Here is a 13,655-nt window from a genome sequence, read left to right on the forward strand (position 1 = left end):
CCATGCGCCTGTCGAAACGCGTGATGTGCAACCCCCTCGACCTTGCCTACCGCTACCAGGACATCCACTTCACCACCCCCGTCGGTAGCGGGAAGAACCGGGAGCCGAGACGGTCCGTCCACCGTGAGGGGGCGGATCCGTCCATCGTCCTCTACCGTGACCGCTTCTACATGTTCGCGTCCATGTCAGCGGGGTTCTGGCACTCGGAGGACCTGCTGAGGTGGGAGTACCACGCGACCTCGAAGCTGCCGGTCCTGGACTATGCGCCGGACGTCCGGGAAGTTGACGGAGCGCTCTGCATCAGTGCCTCCAGGAAGCAGGACAACTGCCCCTTCTTCCGAAGTGTCGCTCCGTTGTCCGACGATTTCAGCGAGGTCACACCCGGCACCTTCCCGTTCTGGGACCCGAACCTGTTCCAGGACGACGACGGTGCGGTGTACCTCTACTGGGGGTGTGACGACAAGACGCCCCTGTACGGCGTGCGCCTGTCGGACACCTTCCGCCAGGTCGGCGAACCGGTGCCGTTGATCGCGTCCGACACCACCGCCCACGGCTGGGAGCAGGTGGGAGAGGACCACGTCGCCGAACCTCCCCCGGCCGGACCGGAGGTGCCCCCCGCCCCGTACATCGAGGGCGCGTGGATGACCAGACACCAGGGCACCTACTACCTCCAGTACTCGGCGCCCGGTACGCAGTTCAACACCTACGCGGACGGCTACTACACGGCCTCGGCTCCGCTCGGGCCCTTCGAGTACTCGCCCGACAGCCCGTTCTCCTCCAAGCCCGGAGGATTCATCACCGGAGCCGGGCACGGCAGCACCTTCCAGGACCGACACGGGAACTGGTGGCACGCGGCGACCATGCGGATAGCGGTCAACGAGCGGTTCGAACGGCGCATCGCCCTCTTCCCCGCCGGGTTCGACGACGACGGCGTGCTCTTCTGCAACCAGAACTTCGCCGACTACCCCTTCGCCGTTCCGGACGGGCCGTTCGATCCCTGGACGCCGCCGCCCTGGATGCTGCTTTCCTACCGGGCGGTCGCCACAGCCTCGTCCTCGGCTTCCGGCCACCAGCCTGCATCGGCTGTCGACGAGGACGTCCGCACCTGGTGGACGGCGGCCCACCGCAGGTCCGGGGAACACCTGACCGTCGACCTGGGAGCGGACAAGACCGTACACGCCGTGCAGATCAATCTGGCGGACCACCGACTCGGCGCCACCGCTCCCCCCGCACCCGACGGAGCCGATCCCGGTCACTCCGGTCACTCCTGGCGCGGCATCTACCCGGGCCGGCAGCCCACGGAGATCGTCGTCGAGATGTCGCGCGACGGGATGGAGTGGACGGTCGTCCACGACTCCGTCGGCACGGGTACCGACGCTCCGCACGCTTTCGTCGTGCTCGAAGCACCGCTGCGGGTCAGGTTCGTTCGCGTCACCGGCGGGCGTATGCCGTTCGATGGGTTCTTCGCTGTCAGCGGCGTTCGGGTCTTCGGTGAAGGTGACAGCGACGCTCCGCGTCCCGTCCGCGCCAGGGCCTCGCGGGCGGACGGACGCACCGCCCGGATCGAATGGGACGCCGCCGCCCGAGCCACCGGCTACAACGTCCGCTACGGACGCCACCCCGAGAAGCTTTACCACAGCTGGCTGGTCCACGACCGCACGGAGCTCGACCTGCGTTCCCTCAACGCGGGTGCGGACTACTGGGTCGCCGTGGACGCGTTCGGCGAAGCCGGCATCACTCCCGGCCATGTGGAGCCGGTGTCGGGTCAGCCGACATCGCAGTGATGGCGCTTGGCGCAGCGGACCCGGACTCCGGCCCCTGGCAGGCCCAGGGGCACTGAGCCCGGCGATGCGTCAGCCCGTCGATGAGGAGAAGAGATGTTGAAGGACAACCTATCCCTGCAGCTCTACACAGTCCGCGCGAAGCTCGTCGAGGACTTCGAGGGCACGCTGGCCCGCATAGCGCAGATCGGCTATACGAAGGTCGAGGCTTTTCGTACGGCCGAGTTCGCGGACCGCCTGGCCGAAACCCTGCCCGAGTACGGCCTCGCCGTGCCCACCGCGCACTTCGCTCTACTTCGAGACGACCGCGCTTTCGCCTCCGCCTTCGCCACGGCCCGGCGCCTTGGCGTCAGCACCGTCGTCGTCCCGATGACCAGGCGGGAACAGTGGCAGTCGACCGACGGCATCAAGACGCTCGCACACGAGCTGAACAGCGCCGCGGCCGAGGCCGCGGACCACGGGCTCACGGTCGGCTACCACAATCACCACTTCGAGCTCGAGACCAAAGTGGGCGGCGTGCACGGGCTGGAGATACTGGCGGACCACCTCGCGGACCGAGTGGCCCTTGAAGTGGACACGTACTGGGCCGCCGTAGGCGGCGCCGATGTGCCGGCCCTGCTCACCCGGCTCGGCGACCGGGTCAAGATACTTCACGTCAAGGACGGGGACGCGACCCTGAACAACAAGGCACAGGTCGCGGTCGGCGACGGTGTCATCCCGGTCAGGGACATCCTGACCGCGGCACCGAACGCACTGCGTGTGGTCGAACTGGACGACTTCGACGGCGACATCCTCGACCCGGTCGAGAAGAGCTTCGCCTACCTGCGCGAGTTGGAGCCCCTCGTGTGAAGCCGGTCTGTATCGGAGTGATCGGCGCCGCGTCCATCTCCGACGCCCGCCTCGCGAGCACGCGGTGCTTTCCCGACCTGACCGTGCACGACCCTGCTCCGGTCATCCGTTTCGGGTCGCCGTTCTCGCGCCCGGGCGTCGTGGAGATCGGGAGCACGACCCACGACCGAGGTCCCAGAAGTCTTGCCGGACCACCGGGACCCGTACGCGGCAACCCCGTGACGACCCATCGAGATGAGGAGAAATGACAGACAACGCTCCGTACGACCTCGCGATCGACTTCGGGGGAGACCGGTTCCCGACGTCCGGCAGCCGACCCCGGCTCTCGTGGAAGCCCCCCGCGACCGGTGTGGCGCGGAACGAATACGAGCTGGAGATCCGTATCCACGGGCGGCCCGTCGAGTCCGTCCGTGTCGCCGACCATCTGCTCGTGGACTGGCCGGTGCTCGCGCTGCGGAGTGGCGAGCGGGTGCGTTGGCGCGTCCGCTCCCGCGCCCTCACAGAGGCGTCGGCGTGGAGCACGTGGCATGCCTTCGAGGCCGGACTGCTCGACGAGGAATGGACGGCACGCTGGATCACCCCGGCCGGCGACCCCGAGGTCGCTCACCGCCCGCCTGGGACACGACCGGCGCACGTTCTGCGTCGTACGTTCACCAGTTCGGGAGCGGTCCGAGCCCGCCTGTACGCCACGGCCCTGGGCGTCTACGAGGTCTTCGTGAACGGGGAACGGGCCGGCACCACCGAGCTCGCACCCGGGTCGACCTCGTACGACCGCACGCTGTACGCCCAGGCCGACGACGTCACGTCGTTCGTCCGCCCCGGCCCGAACACCATCGAGATCGTCCTGTCCGACGGGTGGTACCGCGGTCAGGTGGGCGCGTTCCGCAAACCCGCCGGCTGGGGGGAGCGCCTGGCGGCTCGCCTGGAACTGCACATAGAAGAGACGGACGGCTCACGCGGGCTCGTCAGGACCGATGAGCACTGGTCGTCCGGTTCGGGACCCGTCATCCAGGCCGACCTGATGGATGGTCAGGTCATAGATTTCCGCGCGCCGGTTGGGGAGTGGCAGCCGGTCCTCGTGGACGTGGTCACCGCACCCCCTGTCGACTGGTCCCCGGCGCCGCCGGTGCGCCGTATCGAGGACCGGGGCGCAGTCTCGCTGACCCGACTGCCGGGCGGAGCCTGGATAGCCGACTTCGGCCAGAACGCCTCCGGTTGGATAGCGCTGTCCGACCTCGGCCCCGCCGGCACGCGTACCGTGATCGACTACGGTGAGCACCTCGACCCCGACACGGGTGACCTGACGACCTCCCACCTCGACATCCAGGCACCTGGCGAACCGATGACGGTGTTCGTGCAACACGACGAGGTGATCTCCTCGGGAGCCGAGGGAGAGACCTTCGCACCCCGCCACACGGTGCACGGGTTTCGCTACGCCCGAATCGAGCGAGGCGATGTGCCCCTGGAGGCGGCGAGCCTCACCATGCATGTCGTCCATACCGATCTGCGGCCCACCAGCTCCTTCACCTGCGCGAACCAGGACCTCAACGCGCTGCACGAGGTCGCTCGCTGGAGCTTTCGCGGCAATGCGGTGGACGTGCCCACCGACTGTCCGACCCGCGAGCGCATCGGCTGGACGGGGGACTACCAGGTCTTCGCCCCGACTGCCGCACTGCTCTACGACATCCACGGGTTCAGCCGCAAGTGGCTGCGCTCCGTGCGCGACGACCAGCTCGACGACGGACGGATCGCCAACTTCTCCCCCGACGGGCGGCGGACCAAGCACCACCCCGGCGAGCGCCTGGACACCATGACGGGCTCGGCCGGATGGGGCGACGCGATCGTGGAGGTCCCCCGGGTGCTCTACCGCACCTATGGTGACCGAGAGGTGCTCGACCAGAACTGGGACGCGATGGTCCGTTGGGTCGAGTGGGCCCTCGCCACCGCCCGCAGCGCGCGGCACCCTTCGCGAGTCGAGCGCTCGGCGGAGCCGCTCCCGCACGAGGAGTTCGTCTGGGACGGCTCCTTCCACTGGGGCGAGTGGTGCGAGCCGAAACCTCTGGCTCCGGACGGCTCGGTGACGGACTCCGAGCCGGGCGCCTGGCGCAAGACCGACAACGGCGAGGTGGGCACGGCGTTCCTCTACCGCTCCACTGCCGATCTCGCCGAGATCGCCGAGATCCTCGGCCGACCGGAGGACGCGGCCCGGTACGCCGAACTGGCGGAGCGGGTGAAGGACGCCTGGCGGACGGAGTTCCTCGACGACAAGGGGCACACCACCGTCGACACCCAGGCGAGCTACGTCCGCGCGATCGCCTTCGGTCTTGCCCCGGAGACGCTGCGTGACGCGGTGGCCGCACGACTGGCCGAACTCGTCCGCGCGGCCGGGGACCACCTGTCCACCGGGTTCCTCTCCACCGCGTACCTGCTGCCCGTCCTGGCCGACGCCGGCTATCCCGAACTCGCCTACCGCCTTCTGCTGCAGCGCACCTATCCGTCGTGGCTGGGGATGCTGGACCGGGGTGCGACCACCGTCTGGGAGGAGTGGGAGGGCGTCGACGCGAAGGGCCAGGCGCACGCCTCGCTGAACCACTACAGCAAGGGAGCGGTCACCCACTTCCTGTACACCCACACCCTGGGCCTTCGGCAGGAGGAGTCGTCCGTGGCCTGGGAGTCCTTCGTCGTCGCCCCGATACCCGATTCCTCGGTCCAGTGGGCGCGCGGCACCTTCGACAGTCCACGCGGCACCATCGCCGTCGACTGGAGCGTCGAGGGGGACAGCTTGCGCATCAGCGTCGAGGTTCCGCCCACCTCCGCCGCGACCATCGTCTTCCCCGGCGGCGAACGGCTGACAGCGGGCCCGGGCCGCTTCACCTTCCGGAGGTCATGCCCGATGGCTGGAGCACTCAAATGAACAAGCCCAGAACGGCGTTGTCCATGTCGGCCGCGGCGGCGGCAGCCGTCTTCCGGTCGAGGTCACTGGCGGCGCTCAGGGAGGTGTGCGATCTGGCGCCGCTGCCGGCCCTCGACGACCTGTCGAGCGATCGGGCGAGAGACGTACTCGCCGATGTAGAGATACTCGTCACCAGCTGGGGGTGCCCGCGGCTGGACGAGAGCGTTCTCGCGTCAGCCCCCCGGCTCAAGGCCGTGGTGCACGCGGCCGGCTCGGTACAGGGGCATGTCACCGATGCCTGCTGGGACCGTGGCGTCGAGGTGTCTTCGGCGGCCGCGGCCAATGCGCTGCCGGTCGCGGAGTACACGCTGGGCATGATCCTGCTGCACGGCAAGCAAGTCCTGGAGCGCGCCCGCGACTTCCGGCGCACCCGGCAGCGCGGCCACTGGCTGGGCGTCCCGTACGACGTGGGCAACTACCGCAGCACGGTGGGCATCCTGTCAGCTTCCCTGATCGGCCGACGCGTCATTGAGCTCCTACGGCCGTTCGACCACGAGGTGCTGCTGTACGACCCGTACATCACCGAGGCCGAGGTCGCAGAGCTTGGCGTGGAACGGGTGGAACTGCCCGAACTCTTCGCCCGCAGCGACCTGTTGAGCATCCACGCCCCACTGCTTCCCGCCACTCGCGGGCTGGTGAGCCGGGAACTCCTGGGGATGATGAGGCCCGGAGCAGTGCTGATCAATACGGCGCGCGGCGCCGTCGTCGACCAGGACGCGCTCATGGACGCGGTGAGCGCGGGCTGTATCCGGGCGGTTCTGGACGTGACGGAGCCCGATGCCCTGCCGGCCGACCACCCCCTGTGGGGCTGCACCGACGTTCTACTCACCCCGCACCTCGCCGGCTCCCAGGGCAACGAATGGGAGCGGCTCTCCGACATGGCCGTCAGCGAGGTGGCCCGCTGGGCCGCCGGCGACGGATTCGCCCATCCCGTACGACGTGAAAGGCTGGCATTCCAGGCATGAGCATCCCGTTCGAACTTCCCCCTGAGAACCGCGAAGTGAGCCCGCACACGGGTTACACCCGCGCACATTGGGAGGCCGTGGCCGATGGGTTGCTCGACGCCGCGTGGAGATGGGCAACCCCGGGCCGCGCCCTGCTCCATCTGCCGGGTCAGCCCTCCAAGTCCGGGCTGAGATCGGACGGTCTGGAGGGCTACGCACGGACCTTCCTGGCGGCTTCCTTCCGGGTCGCGGGCGCTGACGGCAAGGACCCGCACGGATGGCTGGAGCGATACGCGGCCGGCCTCGCCGCGGGTACCGGCACTCCTGGCCGGGACGACACCGAGTCGTGGCCGCTGATCCTCGACCACCATGTCCAGGGGCAGCCGATGGTCGAGTCGGCGTCGGTCGCCCTGGGCCTCTCCCTGACCAGACCCTGGCTGTGGGACCGACTGGACAGCGATGTACAGGATCGCGCCGAGAAGTGGATGCGCGACGCGCTCACGTACACGCCCGCACCGAACAACTGGTACCTCTTCCCCTTCACGGTGGCGTCGTTCCTGGAGTCGGTCGGCCGGGGCGACCCGGTGACGGAGCGAGCCAGAGAACGTGCGCTGGACCTGTTGGAGGCCTGGTACCGCGGAGACGGCTGGTACTCGGACGGCGATGGGCGGGCCTTCGACCACTACAACGGCTGGGCGTTCCACCTGTATCCGATGCTCAACGCCTATCTCTCGGGTGACGCGGAACTGCTGGACCGGTTGGGGCCGCGTCTGCACAAGCATTTGGAGGGGTTCTCCCTGCTCTTCGGCGCCGACGGGGCACCGATCCACTTCGGGCGTTCGCTGACCTACCGGTTCGGGGCCTCGGCGGCGGTCGGCGTGGGAGCCGTCACGGGACAGACCCCGTTGTCCCCGGGCACGTCCCGCCGCCTGATCAGCGGAAGCCTGCGCTACTTCCTCGACAGGGGCGGTGTGGCGGACGACGGGCTCCTCAAGCTGGGATGGCACGGCCCGCACTCCGGCTCGGTGCAGACCTACTCCGGCCCCGCGTCCCCGTACTGGGCGTCGAAGGCCTTCGTGGCGCTGCTCGCGCCGGAGGACCACCCGTTGTGGACGGCGACCGAGGAGTCGGCGCCGAGCGAGGGCCCCGACCAGGTGCTCGCCCTGCCCGCGCCCGGGCTGCTCGTGCAGTCGACCGGGGCCGACGGAATCGTGCGCCTGCACAACCACGGCAGCGACCGCGTTCGGCCACACGACGGGGAGTCCGCGGCGGAGGCCGACCCGTTGTACGGCCGTGAGGCGTACTCCACGCACACGGGCCCCACATCGCAGACCGACACCGCGGACAACCACCTGTCCGTGGAGGTCGCGGGCTCGGCGAGCGTACGGCGGCGCATCCATCCGCTGGGTGCCGGGCAGGGAGACGGATGGGGCTGGGCGGCGTCCTGGCATCGGCCCGTGTTCGCCTCCGGACCACCGATGGTGCCGGGGCTGCGTGTCGAGAGCGTCACAGTGGCGCGAGGGCGTCATGAGCTGCGGATCCATCGCGTGCTCGGCGCCCCGTACGGGGCGCGGCTCACGCTCACCGGCTGGGCCAGCCAGACGCATCGTTCCGACCTGGTCGGGCTGTTCGGCTGGGCCGAGGCGGACGAGGTGAGCGCCCCGGAGGGGACGGCCTACGAGGCGCCGGTCCGGATGCCCCGGTTGTCGGCGGAGGTCCACGGGACCGCGGTGTTCGTCGCGCTGGCAGCCCTGGGCGGGGGCACCGAGACTTCTCCGCTCATCGGTGTTGTCACTGAAGTGTCCTGCGTAGGAGGCGAGTTGCGCGTCCGGTGGGCAGACGGGCTGGAGACGGCCGTGGTCTTCGAGTCACTGCGCGTCGCGACGGGGCGCCCAGAGCCTGACGTCCGTGACTGACAGCCGACGGGAGCGAGCGGTCCGTCGATGCCATGGTGTGCGTCGCGCCATGAGCCGAGGAGCGGCTTCGGTGATCCAGAGGAAGGCGACCAGGACCCGCTCGGCGGCGGTGATTCTCTGTCGAGGCACCGGGCTCTTGCAGGAAGGCGCGCGGGCGGTCCCACAAGACGACTGTCTCGGCTCCTTGTAGTTCGCTCGATCCGTCGGTGGCATGGATGGACGGCGGGGTTGATGGGCCGTCAGTTGGTGGTGAGAGTCAACCGCCCTCCTGCGGGCGGAAGGTGGTTGCCCGGTGGTTGCCCCCTGTCCGTAGTCGCCCGCAACATGTCCCGGCGGGGTCGCGAGACCGACTGCGGTGTCGTCGCAGTGGCCATGGTGTGGACCGGGGGCGAACCACGGCACCTGGGCCCGCGCCCAGGCCGCCCGGTAGGAGTCGGCGGCCTCCCTCGCGCGGTTCGTTCCGGGCCGCAGGCCCTCGAACCGGAAGCCGAGGAGCGGGAACTGGTTGCAGACGATGAAGACGCAGTTCGGTTCGCAGGCCACGCCGAGCCAGGCGTTCTCCGCCTGGCCTCTCCGAGGGGGAGCGTGAGTAGCTGTACGTCTCGGGGCCGAAGCCGTGGCAGGGCGGCTTCCAATCGAAGGTGAGGGCGCCGGGGGCGTCGTAGCGGTCGCCGTCGAAGAGGGCCGCGTGCAGGCCGGTCATCACATACAGGTGACTGCTGTACATGTTGTTCTCGCGAGCCACGGGGTCGGTCCAGCCCTCGCGCGGCTCGGTGAGGTCCGGGTCGAGGAAGGGGCCGCTGCGGCTGGTCTCCTTCCAGTAGCCCTACACCTCGCGCCGCAGCATCTTCGCGATGATCAGTTCGAAGGCGGGCTTCACCGCCGCGGGGGCGGCGGGCAGGTGGTGGTAGCAGGCCAGGCCGAGTCCGTACACCATGTACGCGAACTGGTAGCGGTACGAGTCCACCCACTCCTGGCGGGGGATCGGCCGCGCCCATGCCGCCTCGATCCGGGGCCAGGAAAGTGAGGGGAGGCGGTGCCCCGGTGGCTGTCCCGGCAGGACTGCGTGCGCTGCAACTCCCTTGTGATGACGTCTTGTTGATGTCGGGACGGCGCGTGGACGCACGGTCTGGATAAAAACGTTTCAATGGCTCCCTGTTGCGATCTGGCGGGGCGTGCGCCGAACGGATGCAGGTGAGGGTACGCGGCGTGCGTGGACTCTCGCGCCGCACCGCGGTCAGCCGTCACCCCTGTCGGACACGCTGACCATAAGATCCGTGGATCTCAGGCCCTCAAGATCCACGCTGTGGGGCATCGCGAGGTTCGAAAAAGTGCCCCGTGCACACCCATTGTCTGTTCGAACGCTTTGTCTTTACTGTGACACTCGCTTCATTTGAATCCTTTCAATCGAGGTGTACATGAACGCAGCAAGACCACGGCGTCACAGACCGGCCGCCCGGCGTGCGGCGCTCGCCGCCACCGGGGCCCTGGCCCTGGGGGCCACACTCATTCCCGCCGTCGCGTCCGCCGGGCCCGAGAGCCCCCTGTCGGCGGCCACGCGGTTCGACGGGCAGGCCGCCGACGCCGGGGCGACGTTGTCCCCGACCACCTTCGCGGACCCTCCGAAGAGCGTGCGGCCGCTCTACAGGTGGTGGATGCCACTGGCGTACACCGACGACGACGAACTTCGCAGGGAACTGCGCGACATCGCCGCCGGTGGTGGTGGCGGCGTCGAGGTCTCGCCGTTCGTGGTGCCGGGGGCCGGCAACCAGAGCAACGCGTTCCTCGCCAAGTACGGCTGGGGTACGCCGCTGTGGGCCCACAAGATGGAGGTGATCACCGACGAGGCCGCCAAGCTGGGTTTGCAGGTCGACCAGAACCTCGGCCCGCAGTATCCCGCCACCGTGCCGACACTGAACAGCTTCAACCAGAAGCAGGCCGAGCAGCAGCTGATCTACGGGCGGGAGTTCGTCGCCGCCGGAGCCTCGCGCAGTGGCGCACTGCCCGCGCCGACCACCGCGCCCCCGTCGGTCACCGCGCAGCTGTGCGCGCCGTCGTCCCCGGGCGACAAGGTCCTCCACGTGCAGAGCCTCGGCGGATTCGCACCGGGCGACACTGTGACGGTGGGCGCCGGAGCGACGGCCGAGAAGGTCGTGGTCAAGGGGCTCGGAGACCGGACCGCCGCCTGCGGCGACCTGTCGGTCTCCGCGCTCACGTCCGCTCACGCAGCCCCGGAGGCGGTCGTCGACGTGGCTCGCGTCACTCGGCTCAGGACACTCGTGGCCCAGTGCGCGACGGCCTGCGCCGCCGGCGGGACGAGCCCGGTCAAGCTCGATCCGTCGTCGATCCGGGACGTGACCGGCAAGGTCACCGACGGCGGGCTGGACTACTCCTTCCCCACCGGCAACGGGAACCCGTGGGTACTGATCGACATCCAGCAGACGGCCTCGGGGCTCATCGCGCAGAAGGGCGGCTACACCGCCACTCAGCCGAACTACGTCCCGGACCACCTCAGCCGGGGCGGTGTGCAGATCCAGACCCGGTTCTGGGACGACAGCATCCTGACCCCCACGGTGCGTGCCAATCTCCGCAGGATCGGCCGCGGCGCCGTCTTCGAGGACTCCCTCGAAATGGGCAGCACCCAGAAGTGGACCTGGAAGTTCCTGAACGAGTTCAAGAGCCGTCGCGGATACGACCCGACGAAGCTCCTGCCCGCTCTGCTCGGCGTGGGGCAACAGGGCGATCAGAAGGCGGCCTTCGACCTGGGCGACACCGGCGCGATGGTCCGGGAGGACTACCGCGAAACGGTCAGCGACCTGTACAGCGACCGCTATGTGGCCCCGATGCAGCGCTGGGCGCGCGGCCACGGGCTGGAGTTCCGGGTGCAGCCCTACGGCCTTCCGATCGCCGGAGGCGTGGCGTCGGCCCAGGCGGGTGTGCCCGAGGGCGAGTCCCTGGGCATGGGGAACTTCCTCGGCACCGTCGGACCGGAGCAGGGCTTCCGCGCACTCGCGTCCGGCGCGCACGTCAGCGGTGAGAACGTGGTCTCCTCGGAGTGCTGCGCGGTGTTCCTCGGCAACTACCGTTCCTCCGTCGCCGGTCCGCAGGTGCCCGGCCTCTACGGCCAGGGCGGCGACGGGACGCAGGTCGGCGGAAAGTACTCCAACGGTCTGCTCGACAGCGTCTACAAGGGCTACGCGGGCGGTGTGAACCAGGTGGTGTGGCACGGCTACGCCTACCGGGACGCCCCCGCGGGTGTGGGCACCAGTGGCCGCGACGGCTCCTGGCCCGGCTATCACCCCTGGGACATCTTCGGCGCCCTCAACGTGAATGACGAGTTCGGTCCGCGCCAGGCCAGCTGGCCGGACTACAAGAACGTCAACGACAACCTGAGCCGGACCCAGCTGGTCCTGCGGCAGGGCCGCGACGTCGTGGACCTGGGGGTCTACTACAACGACATCGGGAACTCCGACCGTGTGCTGGCCGGTATCCCGCAGCACCTGCTCGGCGACGACTCGGCCACCGCGTCGGCGGGGTACACCTACGACTACATAGCCCCGGGGTTCCTGGACGGGGCGCAGGCCGACTCCGACGGCGGCTTCAGGACGGGGAAGGCCACCGGGAAGGCGCTCGTCCTCAACAACCAGAGCACGCTCTCGGTCGACAGTGCCAAGCACCTGCTCAAGCTCGCGCGCCAGGGCATGCGGATCTTCGTCGTCGGTGACGCACCGAGCACCACGCCGGGCGCGAACCCCGACGCCGACCAGCTCCCCGGCCTGGTCGGCAAGCTGCTGTCCCAGCGGTCCGTCCGGAGCGTCGCGGCCGAGAAGGACCTGCCGGCAGCATTGGCATCGGCCGGTGTCCGCCCGTACGTGGCACCGGAGAAGCCGACGTCCGCACTGGGGCTCGTGCGCCGTCAGGCAGAGAACGCCACGTACGACTTCGTCTACAACCGGTCCGCGTCCACGGTCGAGACCGATCTCACGCTCAGCGGCACGGGCCTGCCGTACACGCTGAACACGTGGACCGGCCGGATCGAGCCGGTCGCGAACTACACGGCCACGCCCGAGGGGGTGAAGGTGCGGGTGCGGATCGCGCCCTACGACAAGGTCGTCCTCGCCCTGGCGAACCAGAAGGCCGGACTCGGTACGGCCCCGTCCCTGCACGCGGTGAGCAGCAACGGTGACGTCGTCTCCGCCGAGGGAGGCAGGTTGACGGTGCGCACCACCCAGGACGGTCGCGTGACCGCGAAGCTGAGCGACGGCACCACCCGTACCGCCGATGTGGACGGCCTGGCCCCCGGCCGGCGGCTGGACACCTGGACGCTCGACGCCCAGACCTGGACGCCCGGCGCGAACCAGTACACGACGGTCAAGACCGACCAGCCGCAGCAGACGCTGACCGCGAAGGGAGACGGAACCCTGCCGTCGTGGCGGGAGATCAGCACGCCGGTCGACCTGAGCAAGTCCTCCGGCATCGGTGTCTACACCACCACGGTCGACCTGCCCGCGACGTGGAAGAACACCGATGGTGCCTACCTCTCGCTCGGCAAGGTCCTCGACACGGCCACCGTGACGGTGAACGGGAAGCCGGTGACGGTCAACCAGTCCGGCCGCGACCGAGTCGACCTCGGCAACTCGCTCAGGGCGGGCAGCAACACCATCGTGGTCAAGGTCGCCACGACGCTGTTCAACGCCGTTCGCGCGTCCGGTGACAGCAACTACCAGATACCGGACTGGCAGAACACCGGGCTGATGGGGCCGATCAGTCTGACGCCGTACCGGGACAGCGTCCTGACAGCGGTGACCGGGACCCGGTAACCGGCACCGAAAGCGCCGGGAGCGTCACGCCACTCTGGTGGCGGGACGCTCCCGGCCGACCCATCCGGTCCGGGGGCCCGGCCCTCTGCCTGAGTCAGGCGCAAGCACCGCCGAGCGTCCGCGCCTTCGGGTCGGGCTCCGCGCCCCGCGGCCCGTTCCTCCCCTGCCCATCGCGTACCAGCCGCGCGGTCACACGCACCGTACTCGGGGGAGTCGTGCCAAGCGGCCGCGCGGACAAACCGGCAGGTGCCGTCGCCGCCAGTCGGCGGAAATGTGCAGCACCGCTCTGTGCGGCGGCGGATCGGGCCGTTCCAGCGACGTCCTGCGGCTGATCCGGACGTCCCCGGCGGTCGGCCGGAAGCCTGTCCGGCCGTGCGGTCGGCTGGGTGACT

The 13,655-nt window shown here is 69.5% G+C and carries 7 protein-coding genes and 1 pseudogene; 6 read left to right on the plus strand and 2 right to left on the minus strand.

What is annotated here, in order from left to right; translation table 11 throughout:
- Positions 1-2 precede the first annotated feature (2 nt).
- From ACIPSJ_RS40390 to ACIPSJ_RS40410, 5 genes are all read left to right on the plus strand, one after another.
- The gene (locus tag ACIPSJ_RS40390; protein WP_401353363.1) at positions 3-1,784 is read left to right on the plus strand and encodes a family 43 glycosylhydrolase; all 1,782 of its coding nucleotides are present in this window, start codon (positions 3-5) and stop codon (positions 1,782-1,784) included.
- A gap of 93 nt (positions 1,785-1,877) precedes the next feature.
- Positions 1,878-2,630 (plus strand): sugar phosphate isomerase/epimerase family protein, encoded by a 753-nt coding sequence (locus ACIPSJ_RS40395; RefSeq protein WP_401353365.1) that lies wholly within the window; start codon positions 1,878-1,880, stop codon positions 2,628-2,630.
- A gap of 244 nt (positions 2,631-2,874) precedes the next feature.
- Positions 2,875-5,544 carry a family 78 glycoside hydrolase catalytic domain gene (locus ACIPSJ_RS40400; RefSeq protein WP_401353367.1) on the plus strand — a complete coding sequence of 890 codons (2,670 nt, stop codon included), beginning with the start codon at positions 2,875-2,877 and terminating at the stop codon, positions 5,542-5,544.
- Positions 5,541-6,548 carry a hydroxyacid dehydrogenase gene (locus ACIPSJ_RS40405; protein WP_401353369.1) on the plus strand — a complete coding sequence of 336 codons (1,008 nt, stop codon included), beginning with the start codon at positions 5,541-5,543 and terminating at the stop codon, positions 6,546-6,548. Before ACIPSJ_RS40400 ends, ACIPSJ_RS40405 begins: the two co-directional genes overlap by 4 nt.
- Positions 6,545-8,443: a DUF2264 domain-containing protein gene (locus tag ACIPSJ_RS40410; protein ID WP_401353371.1), complete on the plus strand. Its 1,899-nt coding sequence runs from the start codon at positions 6,545-6,547 to the stop codon at positions 8,441-8,443. The genes ACIPSJ_RS40405 and ACIPSJ_RS40410 overlap by 4 nt, the downstream gene beginning before the upstream one ends.
- Here ACIPSJ_RS40410 and ACIPSJ_RS40415 read toward each other — a convergent pair.
- Both ACIPSJ_RS40415 and ACIPSJ_RS40420 read right to left on the minus strand, forming a co-directional pair.
- Entirely contained in the window at positions 8,396-9,079 is a 684-nt protein-coding gene (locus ACIPSJ_RS40415; RefSeq protein WP_401354041.1) for a hypothetical protein, read from the minus strand. The two genes, ACIPSJ_RS40410 and ACIPSJ_RS40415, sit on opposite strands and share 48 nt — an antisense overlap.
- A pseudogene (locus ACIPSJ_RS40420) lies at positions 9,039-9,569 on the minus strand (hypothetical protein); the annotation flags it as partial. The pseudogene ACIPSJ_RS40420 and the gene ACIPSJ_RS40415, both read right to left, overlap by 41 nt.
- Positions 9,570-9,861: 292 nt before the next feature.
- On the opposite strand from ACIPSJ_RS40420, the gene ACIPSJ_RS40425 reads away from it, so the two are divergent.
- Positions 9,862-13,263, plus strand: coding sequence for a glycosyl hydrolase (locus tag ACIPSJ_RS40425; RefSeq protein ID WP_401353373.1), 3,402 nt, complete (start codon positions 9,862-9,864; stop codon positions 13,261-13,263).
- Positions 13,264-13,655 lie beyond the last annotated feature (392 nt).

Source organism: Streptomyces sp. NPDC090088 (assembly GCF_044747345.1).
Classification (GTDB): Bacteria; Actinomycetota; Actinomycetes; order Streptomycetales; family Streptomycetaceae; genus Streptomyces.

Bases quoted from the DNA above. Each gene is read 5' to 3' on its own strand.
- ACIPSJ_RS40410 (WP_401353371.1), top strand. From the start codon at position 6,545: ATGAGCATCCCGTTCGAACTTCCCCCTGAGAACCGCGAAGTGAGCCCG.
- ACIPSJ_RS40400 (WP_401353367.1), top strand. From the start codon at position 2,875: ATGACAGACAACGCTCCGTACGACCTCGCGATCGACTTCGGGGGAGAC.
- ACIPSJ_RS40390 (WP_401353363.1), top strand. From the start codon at position 3: ATGCGCCTGTCGAAACGCGTGATGTGCAACCCCCTCGACCTTGCCTAC.
- ACIPSJ_RS40405 (WP_401353369.1), top strand. From the start codon at position 5,541: ATGAACAAGCCCAGAACGGCGTTGTCCATGTCGGCCGCGGCGGCGGCA.
- ACIPSJ_RS40425 (WP_401353373.1), top strand. From the start codon at position 9,862: ATGAACGCAGCAAGACCACGGCGTCACAGACCGGCCGCCCGGCGTGCG.
- ACIPSJ_RS40395 (WP_401353365.1), top strand. From the start codon at position 1,878: ATGTTGAAGGACAACCTATCCCTGCAGCTCTACACAGTCCGCGCGAAG.